Raw genomic sequence first — 16,735 nt, 5'->3', positions numbered from 1 at the left:
CAGCTATTAATTCAATAGCAAAACAAGTCGTGGAGGCAAGAGTTACAGGCTGACGCAGAGGCGGTGCCGGGGCGCCAGCGGCGACAATAGTGCCTCTATGGACAAGCTCACTACCCTGGACGACTGGCTCGCTTACTGCGAGCGCCTGCACCCCACCGCAATTGACCTCGGCCTGGACCGGGTTCGCGGTGTGGCCCACGGGATGGGCCTGGCTTTTGACTGCCCGGTCATCACCGTGGCCGGCACCAATGGCAAAGGATCGAGCTGCGCCATGCTTGAGGCCATCCTCGGGCAGGCCGGTTACCGAACCGGGGTCTACACCTCCCCGCACCTGGTGCATTTCGAGGAACGCTGCCGGGTCCGCGGCGAGATGGTGCAGGGGCAAGCGTTGCTGCCGCACTTCGAACGCGTCGAGGCGCTGCGTGGCAACACCTCGCTGACCTATTTCGAGTTCACCATGCTGGCCATCTTCAGCCTGCTGGCCGAGGCGAAGCTGGACGTTGTGATCCTGGAGGTCGGTGTGGGCGGGCGGCTCGATTCGGTCAACATCATCGATACCGACTGCGCCCTGATCACCAGCATCGATATCGACCACACCGAACTGCTGGGTGTCGACCGCGAAGCCATTGGCTTCGAGAAGGCCGGCATCATGCGCGCCGGCAAGCCGGTGGTGGTCGGCGACCCGGTTCCGCCGCAAAGCGTGCTGGACCATGCTGTCGAAGTGGGCGCTGACCTGTGGCGGCTGGGCCGTGACTTCAATTTTTCCGGCGACAAGCTGCAGTGGGCCTGGGCTGGCCGCGGCCGTAGGTATGCCGGCCTGGCCTATCCGGCCTTGCGTGGCGCCAACCAGCTGGTCAACGCCGCCGGCGTGCTGGCGGCCCTGACGGCGCTGCGCGACCGGCTGCCGGTGACGGCGCAGGCGGTGCGCAATGGGCTGGGCATGGTCGAGCTGCCGGGTCGCTTTCAGATCATCTCCGGCCAGCCGACGCTGGTGCTGGATGTGGCGCACAACCCGCACTCGGTCGCGGCGCTGGCCGAAAACCTCGACGCCATGGGTTTTTACCCCTGCACCCATGCGGTTTTCGGCGCCATGGCCGACAAGGACCTGGCGGCCATGCTGCAGCGTGTCGGGCCCATGGTGGATCGCTGGTATTTCAGCGATCTGCCGACGCCGCGCGCGGCCAGCGGTGCCGGTTTGATGGCTCGCTGGCAGGCCGGTAACCGGCGCCCGGACGCCAGCGCACAGGTGTTCGCCACCCCGGTCCAGGCCCTGCAGGCGGCGGTGGCCGCCGCAGACCCCGCTGATAGAATTGTGGTGTTCGGATCGTTCTATACGGTGGGGGCTGTGTTGAAAGAGGGTCTGCCCCGTCTTTTTGCCCCGCACGCCATGCCAGGGCGTCCCGCGCCATCATCAACCGATACCTAACGGACACCGCCACCAACATGCCGTTTTTCAACTTTCGCCGGGGCTCATCCACCACCGCTGCCGGGGCGGCCGGTCCCGCCGAGAGTGTCGAGGCCATGCGCAAACGCGCCAAGCACCGACTGATCGGTGCCGTGGTGCTGGTATTGATCGGTGTAGTCGGTTTCCCGCTGTTGTTCGACACCCAGCCGCGGCCTGTGGCGGTCGACATCGCGATTGAAATCCCCGGCAAAAATACTGTCAAGCCGTTGGTGATGCCGGCGCCCGCGCCCAAGGTCGCAGCCAGTGCGCCTGCCGCCGCCAGCGAAAAAGTGGCGGTGCCGTCCAGCCTTGCGCCGCGTGAAGAAATCGTATCGGAAAAGCCTGCAGCCCTTGTCCCGCCTGTCCAGAGCGCTATTAAAACAGAAGCAAAACCAGAGCCCAAAGTGGCCGCCAAGCCGGCTGCGACCAGTGACGAGGCGGCGCGTGCCAAGGCCTTGCTCGAAGGCAAGCCGGTGGCGCCCGCGCCAGCCGCCAAGGTGGCCAACGCCGAGACCGAAGGCCGGCTGGTGGTGCAGGTGGGTGCGTTTGCCGATGACGACAAGGCGCGCGAAGTGCGACAGAAGCTCGAAAGGGCGGGGCTGAAAACCTATACCCAGGTGGCCGATACCAAGGACGGCAAGCGCATCCGGGTACGGGTCGGGCCGTTTGCCACCAGGGCGGACGCCGACAAGGCGGCCAGCAAGATCAAGGGGCTTGATTTGCCAGCGGCCATCCTGACTTTATAAGTACTAGCGCGCCGTGGCCGTTGTCGATCTGGCTTTTCTGGGGGTGCTGGCGCTTTCGCTGCTGATAGGCGCCTGGCGCGGCCTGGTGTACGAGGTGTTGTCGGTGCTGGGTTGGGCACTGTCGTTTTATCTGGCGCAGTGGGTTGCGCCCGAAGTGGCGCTGCTGCTGCCTTTGCAAAGCGCCTCGGAGCCGGTGCGTTATGCGGCGGCTTTTGTGCTGGTTTTTATTGGGGCCGTGTTTGCGGCGGGCCTGGTGGCGGTGTTGATAAAGAAGCTGGTGGACGCCATCGGTCTGCGGCCGGTGGACCGCACACTAGGCGCAGCTTTCGGCCTGGTGCGCGGCGTGATTTTGCTGCTGGCGGTGACGGTGGTCATCAACATGACCGCCTTCAAAAGCGCCGTGTGGTGGCAGGAGTCGCGTGGCGCCGAGGTACTGACCGTTGCACTCAAGGGACTCAAGCCGGTGCTGCCCGAACAGTTCGGAAAGTACCTGGATTGATGGGCCCCGACGCTTGTCACTGCGTGCGCCTTCGCCGGTGCGCTGCCCCTGGCACCGGGTTCCGGGGCTGTGCTTGCTTGGGGCGGTCCTGCGCGGCGCACTTCGTGTCGATCGATTTTATGAACGAAAGTAGATACATATGTGCGGAATAGTCGGTGTTGTCAGCAACGCCCCGGTGAACCAGCTGATTTATGACGGCCTGCTGCTGCTGCAGCATCGCGGGCAGGACGCCGCGGGCATCGTCACGCAGCAGGGCCGCAAGTTTTTCATGCACAAGGCCAAAGGCATGGTGCGCGACGTGTTTCGTACCCGCAACATGCGCGCGCTGCCCGGCACCGTGGGTCTGGGTCAGGTACGTTACCCGACCGCAGGCAATGCCTACAGTGAGGACGAAGCCCAGCCTTTCTACGTGAATGCGCCGTTTGGCCTGGTGCTGTCGCACAACGGCAACCTGACCAACGCTGCTGAACTCAAGGCCGAGCTGTTCACCACCGACCACCGCCACATCAACACCGACAGCGACTCCGAGGTGCTGCTCAACGTGCTGGCGCACGAGCTCGAAAAAACCACCCGCGGCCTGCCGCTGACACCCGCCGACGTGTTCGCCGCGGTGCGCGGTGTGCACAAGCGTGTTAAGGGTTCTTACGCGGTGGTGGCGCTGGTCGCCGGCCACGGCCTGCTGGCCTTTCGTGATCCCTTCGGCATCCGCCCGCTGTGCCTGGGCCGCGGCCAGAACGACAGCGGCAACACCGTGATGGTGGCCAGCGAGTCGGTCGCCCTCGAAGGCACCTCGCACCAGTTTGTGCGCGACATCGCACCCGGCGAAGCCGTGTTTGTCGACCTCGAAGGCACGGTGCACGCCGAGCAATGCGCTGTCAACGCCCAGCTCAAGCCCTGTATCTTTGAATTTGTCTACCTCGCGCGGCCGGATTCGGTGCTCGACGGCATCTCGGTCTACCAGGCGCGGCTGAACCTCGGCGAAACGCTGGCCAAACGCGTGGTCTCGACCGTGCCGCCCAACGAGATCGACGTGATCATCCCGATCCCCGAGTCCAGCCGACCCAGTGCCACGCAGCTTGCGCACTTGCTGGGTATCCCCTACCGCGAAGGTTTTGTGAAGAACCGTTATGTCGGCCGCACCTTCATCATGCCGGGCCAGGGTGTGCGCAAAAAATCCGTGCGCCAAAAACTCAATGTGATTGCCAGCGAGTTCAAGGGCCGCAACGTGCTGCTGGTGGATGATTCCATCGTGCGCGGCACGACCAGCCGCGAAATTGTGCAGATGGCGCGAGACGCCGGCGCCAAAAAAGTCTACCTGGCCAGCGCCGCGCCGCCGGTGCGTTACCCCAATGTCTACGGCATCGACATGCCGACCGCCGACGAACTGGTTGCGCATGACCGCACAGTCGAGGAAATTCGCGTGGCGATTGGCTGCGACGCGTTGATTTACCAGGACGTGGAGGGCATGAAACGCGCCATCGGCTCGCTCAATAAAAACCTCGACGGCTTCGACGCTTCCTGCTTTGACGGCGTCTACATCACCGGGGACATCACGCCCGAAAGCATCGCCAAAATGAACGCCGGTCGCGTTGACAGCAGCGAAGAGAACGAGGTTGATGTGTCGCGCCTGGCCCTGCCCAACCCGCAGGAGGCATGAACGTGAGCGAGCGGAAACTTCCTGACAATTTGCATCGCGACACGCTGGCCGTGCGCGTCGCGCTGGATCGCAGCCAGCATGGCGAAAACTCCGAGGCGTTGTACCTGAGCAGTGGCTTTGTGCAGCCTGATGCCGAGACCTCGGCGCGGCGTTTTTCTGGCACCGAGGAGGGCTTCACCTACGGCCGCACCTCGAATCCCACGGTCACGAGTTTTGAGCGCCGCCTTGCAGCCATGGAAGGCACCGAGGCCGCGATAGGCGCGTCCACCGGCATGGGCGCCATTCTCATGATGTGTATGGGCCTGCTCAAGGCTGGCGACCATGTGGTGTGTTCACGCTCCATGTTCGGCTCGACGATTGCGCTGATCGGCCGCGAGTTCGGCAAGTTCGGCGTCGAGACCACCTTTGTGTCGCAAACCGACGTGGCCGAATGGAAGGCCGCGCTGCGCCCGACCACCAAACTACTGTTTGCCGAGACGCCGACCAATCCGCTGACCGAAGTGTGCGACATCGCCGCGCTGGCCGACCTCGCGCATGGTGTCGGTGCACTGCTGGCCGTGGACAACTGCTTTTGTTCGCCGGCGCTGCAGCGGCCCACCGAGTTTGGCGCCGACCTGGTCATGCATTCGGGCACCAAGTACCTGGACGGCCAAGGCCGGGTCATGGCCGGCGCCTTGTGCGGCCCGAAAAAACTGATCGTCGATGTGTTCGGCCCGGTGGTGCGTACCGCCGGCATGACCCTGGCACCCTTCAATGCCTGGGTCGTGCTCAAGGGGCTGGAAACCCTGGGCATTCGTATGCAGGCGCAGTCCGCCAACGCGCTGGCTGTGGCAAAGTGGCTCGAGCAGCAGCCGCAGGTGGCCCGTGTTTATTACCCCGGCCTCGAGTCGCACCCGCAGCATGATCTGGCGATGCGCCAGCAGTCCGGTCTGGGCGGCGCGGTGCTGTCCTTCGACCTGCGCGGCGACGACGTCGCGACAGCGCGCAAGAACGCGTTCCATGTGATCGACAGCACGCAGGTCATCAGCATCGCCACCAACTTGGGCGATACCAAAACCATCATCAGCCACCCCGGCACCACCTCGCACGGGCGCCTGAGCGAAGAGCAGCGCCAGGCCGCCGGCATCAGCCAGGGCCTGATCCGGCTGGCGGTCGGGCTGGACCACATCGACGACATCAAGGCCGACCTTTCTCGTGGCCTTGGTGGCCTGGACACCCTGGCATGACCCTCAAAACCCGCACCCGCTTCGCCCCTTCCCCCACCGGCTTCATCCACCTCGGCAACATCCGCTCGGCGCTGTACCCGTGGGCGTTTGCACGTTCCACCGGCGGCGACTTCATTCTGCGCATTGAGGACACCGATGTCGAGCGTTCATCGCAGGAAGCCGTCGATGTGATCATCGAAGGCATGCGCTGGCTGGGACTGGACTACGACGAAGGCCCGGTCTACCAGATGCAGCGCATGGCGCGTTACAAGGCGGTGCTCGCACAAATGGTGGCTGACGGCCTGGTCTATCCCTGTTACATGAGCGTGGCTGAACTCGATGCGCTCCGCGAGCAACAGATGGCCAACAAGCAGAAGCCGCGTTATGACGGCACCTGGCGGCCCGAACCCGGCAAGACCTTGCCTTCCGTGCCCGAAGGTGTGCTGCCAGTGTTGCGCTTCAAGAACCCGCAGGGCGGCGCCGTGGTCTGGGACGACAAGGTCAAGGGCCGCATCGAGATCAGCAACGACGAACTCGACGACCTGGTAATCGCGCGGCCCGACGGCACGCCGACCTACAACTTCTGCGTCGTGGTCGACGACATGGACATGGGCATCACGCATGTGATCCGCGGCGACGACCACGTCAACAACACGCCACGTCAGATCAACATCTTCCGTGCGCTGGGCAAGGACGTGCCGGTGTATGCGCACCTGCCGACCGTGCTCAACGAGCAGGGCGAGAAGATGAGCAAACGCAACGGCGCCAAAGCCGTCACGCAGTACGCCAAAGAAGGTTACCTTCCCGACGCCATGGTCAACTACCTGGCGCGCCTGGGTTGGAGCCACGGCGACGATGAAATTTTCAGCCGCGAACAATTCCTGCAGTGGTTCAACCTTGATCACCTTGGCAAGAGCGCTGCGCAATTTGACGAGGCCAAGCTGCGCTGGGTGAACGCCCAGCATCTCAAGGCTATGCCCGACGAGAAGCTGGCCGAACATGTCGTGCCCTTCCTTGACGAGCGCACTTTGGCCGGTCTCGATGTACCGCGCCGTGTGGCGGCCTGTGCGCTGCTCAAAGACCGCTGCAGCACGCTGGTCGAGTTGGCCGAGTGGATGGCTGTGCTGGTCAACGAAGTGCCAGTGGCCGCCGAAGAGATCCAGGCACATGCGCCCGTCGAGATTCATCCTGCGTTGGCCAGGCTGGCCGAGTTGCTGCAGGGCGCCGAGTGGAGCAAGCCGGCAATTGCCGCCGTCATCAAGCAGGTGCTGGCAGAGACCGGCCTAAAGATGCCGCAACTGGCGATGCCGGTGCGTGTGCTGGTGGCCGGGCGCACGCAAACCCCGTCGCTGGATGCGCTTTTGTCCCTGATGGACAGGGCCAAGGTGATTTCGCGTTTGAAGCGTTTGAATAGCGCCTGAATTTCGGGCTATAATTCAAGGCTCGACAGTTGCAGGGAAACCTGCTCGGTTGATACGGGGGTATAGCTCAGCTGGGAGAGCGCTTGCATGGCATGCAAGAGGTCATCGGTTCGATCCCGTTTACCTCCACCATTCAATTGTCGAAAAAGTTTTCAGATTTTTTTCGGCAGGTCTTTGTTCAACGCAAAAACCTGCTGCCGGAAGTTCCAAGGTTAAGACCCTATCGTCTAGAGGCCTAGGACACCACCCTTTCACGGTGGCTACAGGGGTTCGAATCCCCTTAGGGTCGCCAGCATTCTTCACACCCGTGTGAGGCGCAAGGCACAAGTCGTTAGCACTTGGCTCGCAAGAGCAAACGCTATCTACCAGGAGCGGTAGTTCAGTTGGTTAGAATACCGGCCTGTCACGCCGGGGGTCGCGGGTTCGAGTCCCGTCCGCTCCGCCAAATCTTCAAAAGGCCCGAGAAATCGGGCCTTTTGTCTTTCAAGGCCATTTTCGGGTGAGCCATTGCAGTGGGCTATTCAAGGACCACCACAATGCGCCTTCCGGCCTGTATCCGTCGTTCTCGCCACGGTATTTACTATTTCCGCGTCGTCTTTCCCAATGGCTTTGCGCTTCAGATGGAGTGGACGACCCGAGATCAAGATGTCGCTCAAAACGCGGGATTAGCGTCGAGCATTGGTCCGTGCCCGCGATTTGGCCATAGCGGCCCATAAAAGCTTCGAGTACGCTTACGGGGCTATGAGTGCAAAACCGTTCAATCCCAATGACCAAAGCACTTGGCCCTCGGCCGAGGACATCCGCAAGTTTGAAAAGACCATTGTTGGTGAAGTGGACTCGCCAAGCCTCACCGCCCAGCCCATCCTCTATAAGCAAGGGGATCCCTCAAGCACGTTCATCGCCTTTGGCCGGGACGATGCTCAGCCCGGCGCCGGAGACACAGCCCATGCATCGGATGAGCCATTCCGTGCGCTGTTCGAATCGATCGACGAAGGCGTCGCGACCATTGAAGTGCTGTTCGATGAGAACGGCCATGCGATCGATTACCGCTATCTGGCTGTCAATCGTGCCCATCAGGCTATGAGCGGCCTCGGGAGCGAGGTGGTCGGCAAGCGCATCAGCGAGGTGATGCCCGACATCGACCCTTCCGTGATTCAGCGAATAGGTAAAGTTGCCTTTAGCGGTGAGCCGTCGCGTTTTGAGGACTTCATTCCCTCCTTCGACCGTTGGTTTGAGGTTTACCTGTCCCCATTCGGACACCGGGGGAGCCGGACGATCGTTGCGGTTTTCAGGGACATCACCGAGCGCAAGCGCCGCGAGCGCCTGCAAGTATTTCTGCTCACACTGAGCGATGCACTCAGGCCGCTTGCCGACCCACAGGCCATTCAAGTACTTGCTGCCAATCTCCTGGGTGAGCATCTGCAGGTCAATCAGGCCAGTTACGGCGAAGTGCTTGGCGAGTACGTCCATATCTCGCACTCGTATGCCAAGGGGTTGCCGCCGCTGGTCGGCTCGTTTCGCTCCGAGGATTACGGCAAACGCCTGGCTGACGGTTATCGTGCTGGAAAGCTGCAGGTCTCTGCAGACATAACGAGCGATCCGCTTTTCGAAGAACACGAGCGGAAAGCAATGGCCGCCGCAAACGTCGGCGCGTATATCGCGGTGCCGCTGTTTAAGGCAGGCATTTGGGTCGGGTTGCTGTCGGTGCTGAGTGTCCTGCCGCGCATCTGGGCGTCGACGGAAGTCGAAGCGGTGCAGGAGGTCGCCGAGCGCACCTGGGTGGCGGTTGAACGAACCCGCGCTGAGCGGGCGTTGAGCCGGTCCGAAGAAAAGTACCGCTCACTGTTCGAGTCGATCGACGAGGGCGTCTCGACAATCGAGGTTTTGTTCGACGAGCAGGACAAGGCGATCGACTACAAGGTCCTTGAGATCAATGCTTCACACGAGGCGATGAGCGGCATGGGGCGCGAAATTATTGGCAAGCGCGGTCGCGAGCTCATACCGGCTCTCGAGCAGAGGGTAATAGAACGGCTAGAGCAGGTGGTCCTTACCGGCCAGCCAATCCGTTTTCAGGACTATGTTAGTGGGCTGGACCGCTGGTTCGACGTCTACCTGGCGCGGGACGGTGGCAACGGCAGCCGCAGGGTCGTTTCGGTTTTTAACAACATCACGGAGCGCAAGCGCCGCGAGCGCCACGCCGCCTTCCTGGACAAGCTGTCCCAGACGTCGACCTTACTCAAAAGTCCCGACGAGGTCGTCCGTGCCACCGGCGAGGCGCTCGGCGCCTACCTGGATGTCAGCTCCTATCATGTCATCGGCGTGAAGCTCGACCCGGGGGAAGAGCCGGCTGAAGCGCGCTTCACCGCGCTTGCTAGTTGGGAGCGGGAGGGGTTCTTCGTCCCCAGCGGCGCATACCGGGCGGGCGACTACCTGAGCGAGGAGTTCCTGCGTGCTGCCAGCGCGGGCGAGTCCGTCGTCGTTCGCGACACGGACACCGACCCTCGAACGGACAAGGAGGCGTACCGCGCCGTCGGTATGCGCGCGTTCATCGCCGCTCCAATTCTCAAGGACGACGCGTGGCCGGGCCTTATCTCCGTTGGCGCCCCCAGGGTGCGCGACTGGCGGCCCGACGAAGTCACCCTCATCGTGGAGGTGGCCCACCGGGTCTTCCCCGTGTTTGAGCGCGCCCGCGCCGAGGAGGCGCTGCGCCACAGCGCGGAGCGGACCCGTGAACTACAGCGGCGACTTACGGAAATGGAGGAGAACGAGCGGCGAGCGCTCCACCGGGAACTGCACGACCGGATCGGCCAGGATCTCGCCACCGCCAAGCTAAACATTGAACTGGCCAGGGCTCTCCCGTCTGCCGAAATTGACAATCGGCTTGGAATGGCGCTGGAACTTCTGCAAAGTGCAATCGCGACCTCGCGCAATATCATGGCCGAGTTGCGGCCTCCCGGTCTTGACGATCATGGGTTGGGAGTCGCGATCAGGATATTGGCGGGATCGCTTGAAGACCGCTTTCCGATAGCGGTAAGCGTACGTGACGTCGATATCGAGCTGCGGCTGCCTCCTCTGATCGAGGCCGCACTGTTCCGCATTGCGCAGGAAGCAGTCAACAATCTGACCAAGTACGCCAACGCGCGAGCGGTGGAGATCTCTTTTGTCCAGGAAGCGCAGGAGGTTCGCTTGATGATCGCCGACGACGGTTGCGGCTTTGACACTACCCAGTTGCCGGAGTCGGGCAGCTATGGACTTCAGATCATGCGTGAGCGCGCCGAGGCCGTGGATGCGAAGCTGAAAGTAGACTCAGCTCTGGGTCGCGGCACGCGCATCATGGCAGTTCTGGAGCGCACAACATGACTAGGGTTCTGCTCGTCGACGACCACGCCATGATGCGGGAGGGCCTTTCGGTGCTGCTCACGGGCGCCGGAATGGAGATCGTCGGATCTGTTGGAAACGGGCACGACGCGGTGCGCGTAGCAAGTGTCACGTTGCCCGACGTGGTTGTCATGGATCTATCCATGCCGGAGATGAACGGCATAGAAGCTACGCGTGAGATCTGCATGCGCACGCCCGCAACGCAGGTGGTGGTGCTCTCGATGCACTCGAACCGGGAACACGTCTATCAGGCACTGAACGCCGGCGCCACCGGTTATGTCCTGAAGGATGCAGCAAGTGCCGAACTCGTCAAGGCTATACGGGCCGTTTGCGCGGGAAGACGCTATGTGAGTCCCGCCATCGGAGCACTATCAGCGTCTTCGGGCCAGCGCGGCCCACTTGACAGCCTTTCAGCGCGCGAGGGTCAGGTGCTCCAGCTTGTGGTTGAAGGCCGGACCAGCGCCGAGATCGCGCAAGCAATCCATTTGTCCAAAACAAGCGTCGATACGTACCGGAGCAGGCTGATGAAAAAGCTTGGCGTCTCCGATGTGGCTTCGCTGGTCAAGCTTGCTGTTCAACACGGGCTGACACCACCCGGTTAACCGAGCTGTCCGACAAACGCTACAGACCGAACTCCGTCTGTCTGGTTTGCGCGACATACAGGCTGATGCGATGCAGGGATAGTCAATATCCCAGAGTCAGCCAAGGAAACGCCATGAGCCAACCAGGAAGTGTCCGACGTGAGGCGGCGGTGCTGATCGTAGAGGATCACGCGCCGATGCGCGAAGCGATACGCGTGTGCATCGAGCGCTTTTATCCTGGCCTTTCAGTCATCGAAGCGCCAGATGGCGCCACCGCTTTGAGGTATGTTGAAGCGCATTGCCCATCGATTGTCTTCATGGACATCAACCTACCCGATGCCAACGGACTCGATCTCACGCGTGAGATTCTGAAGAAGTGGCCTCGTACGTTTGTTGCGGCCATTTCGATTGATACGAGTGCGGACCTCCCTGAACAAGTACGGGCGGCGGGTGCGGTGGAATTCATCGCCAAGGACAAGCTTTTCGAGAGGCTTTTGCCCCTGGTTGGCGCGGCTGTCACGCTGAGGAACTGGATGGAAGATCTTGAGTGTCAATCCGCGATAACGGACGGATCGCCCCATTATGGGGGACACCACGCAGAGCATTTGTTGGAGACCGGTGCTCTACGGGTCGGTCATGAATGACGTGTCCGAGTCCAGCGAACAAGCTCGTGACCAGATGCTTCGCCTTATTTCTGAGTCGATGGAAGTACGGATGCAAAGCCTCGAGGAGCTCCGTCGGCTGCAATCAACGATGAAAGCGATCCAACAGCTCCGTGCTGGTAGCTGGCCCGGCCGTTACGCTGACAAGCGCGATGAACAGCTTCTCTGATCCCATGATCACGGCCGAATTGCTGGGGCACGCGAGCATCAGCACCACTCGCATCTATGACCGGCGCGGCTCCCGGCCGGAAGATTCGCCACGTTCAAGGTGGCGTACAACTGATCAGCTTGGCCGGTTTGAAGGACTGAGCACATTGCTGACATAACCCCCTGACAAGGTCATCGAGCGCTACAAAGTCACTGCCCAACATTGAGCGCGGCTTCAAGGTCGTGAAGTCTGAACTGGAGATTGGATCGGTCTACCACCGCTTGACAGAGCGGCATACTCTGATTCCTGCGAGGAGTAACAGGTCCTCGTTTCGTAGGGGTGAATGCGGCCAGCCAAAAGCGGAGAATCGTCAACAGCCGTCATCGTCTGGCGATTAAACCCCTAGATATCGGTGAAGTGTTGCCGCGTCACTGGTGAGGTCGCTGGCTGATCCGTGGTGCACCACAGCACCGGTTTCCAATATGTAAACCGAGTCAACGACTGCCAACGCACTTCGTAAATTCTGCTCTACAAGCAAGACAGTCAACCCTTCTGCTTTAAGTGCAGAGACAGCTTGCTCAACGTGTTGCACGATCAAAGGCGCGAGTCCCTCCGTGGGCTCATCCATCAACATCAGATCCGGATTCAACATCAATGCTCGAGTGATCGCCAACATCTGGCGCTCACCGCCAGAGAGTTGATTGCCGCGGTGACTGCGGCGCTCACCCAAACGTGGGAACAACTCGTAAGCACGCTCAACGGTCCATGGTCGACGCCCCGAAACTGCGGGTCGACGGGGAACGATCTCCAAGTGCTCTTGCACCGTCAAGGATGCAAACAACCGTCGTCCCTGCGGGACCAGTCCGATACCCAAAAGCGCAACTTCATTTGACGACATCCCGCACAGCTCGCGTCCATTCCACTTGATGGAGCCTGACGTGACCTGCGGCGGCTTGACCTGCATGATGGAGCGGATCAAGGTCGTCTTCCCGGTGCCGTTGCGACCGAGCAGCCCAACCACCTGGCCTTGCGCAACCGTAAGGTTGATCGCATGCAGGATCCGTGCTTCCCCATAGCTGGAGGATATGGATTTTATTTCAAGCATGGCTGCTGGCTGTTCCAAAGTAGACCGATTGCACTTCCGCGTCCGAGCGCACTTCTTCCGGCGTTCCATCGGCGATCACTCGGCCGTAATAGAGGCAACTGACACGATCAGCCAGGCCCAGTGCCAGTTCCATGTCGTGTTCGATTAGCACGATGGTTAACTCGCGCGGAAGTCGGCGGATGGTGTCGGCCATTGGGCCGCGCTCTGCCGGTGAAAGGCCGGCCGCAGGTTCGTCCAGCAACAGCAGGCGGGGCTCGTTAGCCAGCGCGATGGCCAGCTCAAGCAAGCGCTGTTCGCCATACGACATGGAACCCGCGCGCACCTGGCGGCGGCCCTCCAGACCACAAACGCCTAGCAGGTGGTCAATGCGTGCACTGCCGTCTGCATCCGGCCGCGTGCCCAGAAACATGTTGAGCTTGTCGCCTTGGCGCCCTCGCATGGCAATGACCAGATTTTCCTGCACGCTCAGGCCTGTAAACACATTGGTGATTTGGTAGGTGCGACCCAGACCTGCGCGCGAGCGGCGCATGGCTGACCATGACGTAACGTCTTGGCCGAACAAGCTGACGCGACCCGCGCTCACATCGAGTTCACCCGACATCAGGGCGAACAAGGTCGTCTTACCCGCTCCATTGGGCCCGATGAGTACATGCCGTGTACCGGCTTGCACCCGCAGGTTCACATCATCTACGGCCTTCAGGCCACCGAAGCTACGGCTCACCCCGCGCAGTTCGATGGCTGTCCCCTCAAGGTGATCCGATGGCCGCCCTGAACTCATTTGGCGATGCCCTGGAAGTTCCTACTGTAGGACGGCTGCTTCAGGTATTCCGTCGGGTTGTAGGTCCAGAACTGCGAGACCTGCGGGTAGGTGTCGACCACCGCATTCACCAGCTTGCCGTCGGCGCGCTTGACGACACGGCGGATGTACACGTCGAACACCGGGTTCCCGTAGGCATCCATCTTCACGGTCTTGCCGAACGGTGTGCCGTTGATGGCTTCACTCGACAGGGATGCAATGAGGGTGGCAGAGTCTTCGGAGCGGCCCTTGATCTTGTTCAGGGCATGCGCCAACCACATGGCTCCGGTGAAGCCTTCGGCAGCAAAGATGCCCGGCAGCTTCTTGTAGGCCTTTTCGTAGTTGTCGACGAACGCCTTGGTGTCGGCGGAGTCACGTCCTTCGGCGAAGTGCGAACTGGAAATGATGCCTTCGCACTCTGCGGCCGTCAGCGTGCGGATCACGGACTGATCGGTCACGTTCTGCGACGTGATGAGCGGGATTTTGTCCTTGAAACCGTAGCTGGACCATTGCTGCAGGATACGTGCGGAGTCCGCGCCGGTCTGGACGGAGAAGACGACATCCGGGTTCAACGCCTTGATCTGACCCAGGTAGGTGCTCAGGTCGGGCGTGTTCAGTGGGTGCCAGAACTGTCCCGCCACGGCGCCGCCGCCCTCGGTGAACACCTGCACGAAACCGCCCACCTGTTCGTGGCCGAACGCATAGTCCTGGCCCAGGGTGACTACGCGCTTGTAACCACGTTTGCGCGCCCAGTCAGCCAATGGGCGGGTGATCTGGCTGGCCGAAAAGCCACCGGTGCGCAGCACATTGGGAATGCGCCCGCGCTGGGTCAGATCATCAGCGGCCACGGCTGGCATGAGGTAGGGCACGTTGGCCGTCTTGGCGTACTCCGCCACGGCGAGACCAGTATTGGCCAGCACGTTGCCCACCAGCATGTGAACCCCTTGCTGTTGGTGCAGGCGACGGGCTTTTTGTAGCGCCGTGTCGGGGTTGGAGCCGTCGTCCTCCACCAAAATCTCCACCACACGGTCACCAATCTTCAGCCCGTTTTGCTGCCAGAACATGTTCCAGCCGTCGAGCAACTCGCGGCCGGGTGCCGCCGCAACTCCGGTCAGGGGCGTCATGAACCCGATCTTGATCGGACCACCCTGGCCGAAGGCGAGCGGGCTCAATGTCGGCAACATGAGTGCGGCCCCGGCTTGGGCACTGTTCAAGATGAAGTTTCTGCGATGCATGCTTGTCTCCTATGGTTGTTGAAAGCGAAGGACAGGGGGAACACGAACTAGTCTTTTGTCTTGTCGGACGTACCGTGCTGGAACCGTGCAAGAATCGTTCGTACCGTGCCCAGCAGCCCCGTCGGGGCAAAGAGCATCGTCAGCACGAACAAGGCACCCAGCACCATGGCCCAACGCTCGGTGTAGAAGCTCACCAGGTTCTCGAGGGCGATCATTACGCCGGCTCCGATAAAGCCACCCCAGAGCGTTCCGACGCCACCCAGGATGGCCATCAACAAGCCCTTGGTGGACTGCGCCAGTGCAACGCTGCTAGGGCTGACGAAGCTGTTTAGATAGACGCCGAGCACACCGGCTACACCGGCCACAAAGCCCGACACCGTGAATGCAAGAACCAACGTCAGAGGTACGTTGTAGCCCAGGGTTCGCATGCGCGTGCTGCTCTGCTTGATGCCACGCAAGGCCAGACCGAACTGGGAATTCACCACGCTGCGCAGCGCCAGGAAGGTCGCAGCGACAACGGCTAGGACAAACCAGTAGAAATGGGCGTTGTCCGCCAAGCCGTTGGGGCGGGCGATACCACGCAGGCCGCTCTCGGCACCGGTCACCGAGACCCAACGGTAGGCCACGCCCCAGACCACCATACCCAGCGCCAGCGTCAACAGAAGAAAGTAGACCCCATCCGTGCGCACGGCCAACAGGCCGAAGACCAAGGCCAGCAAGGTCGCGGCCATCACGCCCAGGACCACGGCCATCCACGGATCGATGCCCGCACTGGTCTGGCACCAAGCCACGACATAGGCGGCGGTACCGAAGATGGCGCCATGTCCCAGCGACGTTCGCCCGGCCACGCCGGCCAGCAGGTCGATCGAAGCGGCAAACAGACCGAAGATCAGGATCTCGGTCAACAGGGTCTGCGGATAGGCGTTGAGCCAGAAGGGTGCGCTGATCAGCGCCAGGAATAGCGCCAGCGCCAGCAGCATCGGGGTGCGATGAATCACGTATTAGGCCTTTCCAAAGAGTCCAAGGGGGCGGAAGGCCAGCAACAACGCCATCGGGCCAAAGATCACAAAGTAGGCTAACTCGGGCAACCACAGCGGACCAAACGTGGCCAGGCCGCCCACCAGTAGACTGCCAATGGCCGCGCCGCCCAGGCTACCCCGTCCGCCGATGATCACGATCGCCAAGCTGAACACCAGTATCTCGGAGTCCGCGGTCGGATACAAAGTGAGAAAAGCCCCCCCAAGCACGCCGCCCAGACCGGCCAGTGCGGAGCCGAGCATGAAGGTGATCACGAACAGCCGTCGGATGTTGACGCCGATGGCCTGGACCATCTCTTTGTCGTCCACGCCGGCGCGGATCAATGCCCCAAGTCGGGTGCGGTTGTAAACCAGCCAGAGCAGGACAAAAGTCGAAAGTCCGGCGGCCATCACGAAGACCCGGTACTTCGGATAAAACGCCTCACCCACCTCCATGGCACCACGAAGGAACTCAGGGACCGGCACCGTCAGCGCATCGCCGCCCCAGATGACCAGCGCGAGGTCATTGAGCATCAGAGCCACACCCAGCGTGAGCAGCACCTGCTTGAGGTCCTGGTCCTTGACCCGGTCCAGTAGGAAGCGGTCCAGCAAATATCCGATCAAGGCCACCGACGTGGTGGCCGCAAGAATGCCGAGAAGGAAACTCCCGGTCAATTTCGCGACTGTGAGGCCGATGTATCCGCCCAGCAGGTACAGAGCGCCATGCGCCAGATTGACGACACGCAACAGACCGAAGATCAGCGTGAAACCGCTCGCCACGACAAACAACAACGCCGCCAGAGACAAGGCATTAGCGATCTGGATCAAGGTCCCCATTGCCG

Annotated in this window: 15 protein-coding genes and 3 tRNA genes; 13 read left to right on the top strand and 5 right to left on the bottom strand. The window is 61.5% G+C overall.

The genetic code is table 11. The features are described from left to right. The first annotated feature begins 97 nt into the window (after positions 1-97). The 13 genes from folC to IEX16_RS09370 all read left to right on the top strand — a co-directional run bounded on the left by folC (position 98) and on the right by IEX16_RS09370 (position 11,762). On the top strand, positions 98-1,426 hold the full coding sequence (folC, locus tag IEX16_RS09430; protein WP_188708124.1) for a bifunctional tetrahydrofolate synthase/dihydrofolate synthase: 1,329 nt from the start codon (positions 98-100) through the stop codon (positions 1,424-1,426). 17 nt (positions 1,427-1,443) lie between these two features. Continuing rightward, positions 1,444-2,190 (top strand): SPOR domain-containing protein, encoded by a 747-nt coding sequence (locus IEX16_RS09425; protein ID WP_188708122.1) that lies wholly within the window; start codon positions 1,444-1,446, stop codon positions 2,188-2,190. A gap of 13 nt (positions 2,191-2,203) precedes the next feature. Further along, a complete protein-coding gene (locus tag IEX16_RS09420; protein ID WP_188708121.1) occupies positions 2,204-2,689 on the top strand; it encodes a CvpA family protein in 486 nt (161 codons plus the stop codon). Positions 2,690-2,828: 139 nt separating this feature from the next. Next, positions 2,829-4,346, top strand: coding sequence for an amidophosphoribosyltransferase (purF, locus tag IEX16_RS09415; protein WP_188708119.1), 1,518 nt, complete (start codon positions 2,829-2,831; stop codon positions 4,344-4,346). Next, positions 4,343-5,572, top strand: a complete 1,230-nt coding sequence (locus IEX16_RS09410; RefSeq protein ID WP_188708117.1) for an O-succinylhomoserine sulfhydrylase — start codon at positions 4,343-4,345, stop codon at positions 5,570-5,572. Before purF ends, IEX16_RS09410 begins: the two co-directional genes overlap by 4 nt. Further along, complete coding sequence (gene gltX / locus IEX16_RS09405) at positions 5,569-6,972, top strand: glutamate--tRNA ligase (protein WP_188708115.1); 1,404 nt, start codon at positions 5,569-5,571, stop codon at positions 6,970-6,972. Before IEX16_RS09410 ends, gltX begins: the two co-directional genes overlap by 4 nt. 56 nt (positions 6,973-7,028) lie before the next feature. After that, a tRNA-Ala gene (locus IEX16_RS09400) sits at positions 7,029-7,104 on the top strand. A gap of 84 nt (positions 7,105-7,188) precedes the next feature. Continuing rightward, positions 7,189-7,264 (top strand) — tRNA-Glu (locus IEX16_RS09395). Positions 7,265-7,340: 76 nt separating this feature from the next. Continuing rightward, positions 7,341-7,417, top strand: a tRNA-Asp gene (locus IEX16_RS09390). A gap of 296 nt (positions 7,418-7,713) precedes the next feature. Beyond that, entirely contained in the window at positions 7,714-10,332 is a 2,619-nt protein-coding gene (locus IEX16_RS09385) for a GAF domain-containing protein (protein WP_188708114.1), read from the top strand. Beyond that, positions 10,329-10,952, top strand: a complete 624-nt coding sequence (locus IEX16_RS09380) for a response regulator (protein WP_188708112.1) — start codon at positions 10,329-10,331, stop codon at positions 10,950-10,952. Before IEX16_RS09385 ends, IEX16_RS09380 begins: the two co-directional genes overlap by 4 nt. Before the next feature lie 113 nt (positions 10,953-11,065). Next, positions 11,066-11,575 (top strand): response regulator, encoded by a 510-nt coding sequence (locus IEX16_RS09375; RefSeq protein WP_188708111.1) that lies wholly within the window; start codon positions 11,066-11,068, stop codon positions 11,573-11,575. Beyond that, positions 11,568-11,762 (top strand): hypothetical protein, encoded by a 195-nt coding sequence (locus tag IEX16_RS09370; RefSeq protein WP_188708109.1) that lies wholly within the window; start codon positions 11,568-11,570, stop codon positions 11,760-11,762. The genes IEX16_RS09375 and IEX16_RS09370 overlap by 8 nt, the downstream gene beginning before the upstream one ends. A 373-nt stretch (positions 11,763-12,135) precedes the next feature. On the opposite strand, the gene IEX16_RS09365 is transcribed toward IEX16_RS09370, so the two are convergent. The 5 genes from IEX16_RS09365 to IEX16_RS09345 are packed head-to-tail and all read right to left on the bottom strand — an operon-like array spanning position 12,136 to position 16,730. Further along, complete coding sequence (locus IEX16_RS09365) at positions 12,136-12,846, bottom strand: ABC transporter ATP-binding protein (protein ID WP_188708107.1); 711 nt, start codon at positions 12,844-12,846, stop codon at positions 12,136-12,138. After that, positions 12,839-13,567, bottom strand: a complete 729-nt coding sequence (locus IEX16_RS09360; RefSeq protein ID WP_188708105.1) for an ABC transporter ATP-binding protein — start codon at positions 13,565-13,567, stop codon at positions 12,839-12,841. The genes IEX16_RS09365 and IEX16_RS09360 overlap by 8 nt, the downstream gene beginning before the upstream one ends. Positions 13,568-13,620: 53 nt before the next feature. Continuing rightward, entirely contained in the window at positions 13,621-14,877 is a 1,257-nt protein-coding gene (locus IEX16_RS09355) for an ABC transporter substrate-binding protein (RefSeq protein ID WP_188708104.1), read from the bottom strand. A 47-nt stretch (positions 14,878-14,924) separates the two neighbouring features. Continuing rightward, entirely contained in the window at positions 14,925-15,875 is a 951-nt protein-coding gene (locus tag IEX16_RS09350; protein ID WP_188708102.1) for a branched-chain amino acid ABC transporter permease, read from the bottom strand. Positions 15,876-15,878: 3 nt separating this feature from the next. Beyond that, positions 15,879-16,730, bottom strand: coding sequence for a branched-chain amino acid ABC transporter permease (locus tag IEX16_RS09345; protein WP_188708100.1), 852 nt, complete (start codon positions 16,728-16,730; stop codon positions 15,879-15,881). Positions 16,731-16,735: the final 5 nt, after the last annotated feature.

Origin of the sequence: Polaromonas eurypsychrophila (assembly GCF_014641715.1) — a bacterium.
GTDB classification, from domain to species: Bacteria; Pseudomonadota; Gammaproteobacteria; order Burkholderiales; family Burkholderiaceae_C; genus Polaromonas; species Polaromonas eurypsychrophila.
This window is presented reverse-complemented; position numbering and strand designations above follow the sequence as displayed.

Bases quoted from the DNA above. Each gene is read 5' to 3' on its own strand.
- folC (WP_188708124.1), top strand. From the start codon at position 98: ATGGACAAGCTCACTACCCTGGACGACTGGCTCGCTTACTGCGAGCGC.
- IEX16_RS09425 (WP_188708122.1), top strand. From the start codon at position 1,444: ATGCCGTTTTTCAACTTTCGCCGGGGCTCATCCACCACCGCTGCCGGG.
- purF (WP_188708119.1), top strand. From the start codon at position 2,829: ATGTGCGGAATAGTCGGTGTTGTCAGCAACGCCCCGGTGAACCAGCTG.
- IEX16_RS09410 (WP_188708117.1), top strand. From the start codon at position 4,343: ATGAACGTGAGCGAGCGGAAACTTCCTGACAATTTGCATCGCGACACG.
- gltX (WP_188708115.1), top strand. From the start codon at position 5,569: ATGACCCTCAAAACCCGCACCCGCTTCGCCCCTTCCCCCACCGGCTTC.
- IEX16_RS09385 (WP_188708114.1), top strand. From the start codon at position 7,714: ATGAGTGCAAAACCGTTCAATCCCAATGACCAAAGCACTTGGCCCTCG.
- IEX16_RS09380 (WP_188708112.1), top strand. From the start codon at position 10,329: ATGACTAGGGTTCTGCTCGTCGACGACCACGCCATGATGCGGGAGGGC.
- IEX16_RS09375 (WP_188708111.1), top strand. From the start codon at position 11,066: ATGAGCCAACCAGGAAGTGTCCGACGTGAGGCGGCGGTGCTGATCGTA.
- IEX16_RS09370 (WP_188708109.1), top strand. From the start codon at position 11,568: ATGAATGACGTGTCCGAGTCCAGCGAACAAGCTCGTGACCAGATGCTT.
- IEX16_RS09365 (WP_188708107.1), bottom strand. From the start codon at position 12,846: ATGCTTGAAATAAAATCCATATCCTCCAGCTATGGGGAAGCACGGATC.
- IEX16_RS09355 (WP_188708104.1), bottom strand. From the start codon at position 14,877: ATGCATCGCAGAAACTTCATCTTGAACAGTGCCCAAGCCGGGGCCGCA.
- IEX16_RS09345 (WP_188708100.1), bottom strand. From the start codon at position 16,730: ATGGGGACCTTGATCCAGATCGCTAATGCCTTGTCTCTGGCGGCGTTG.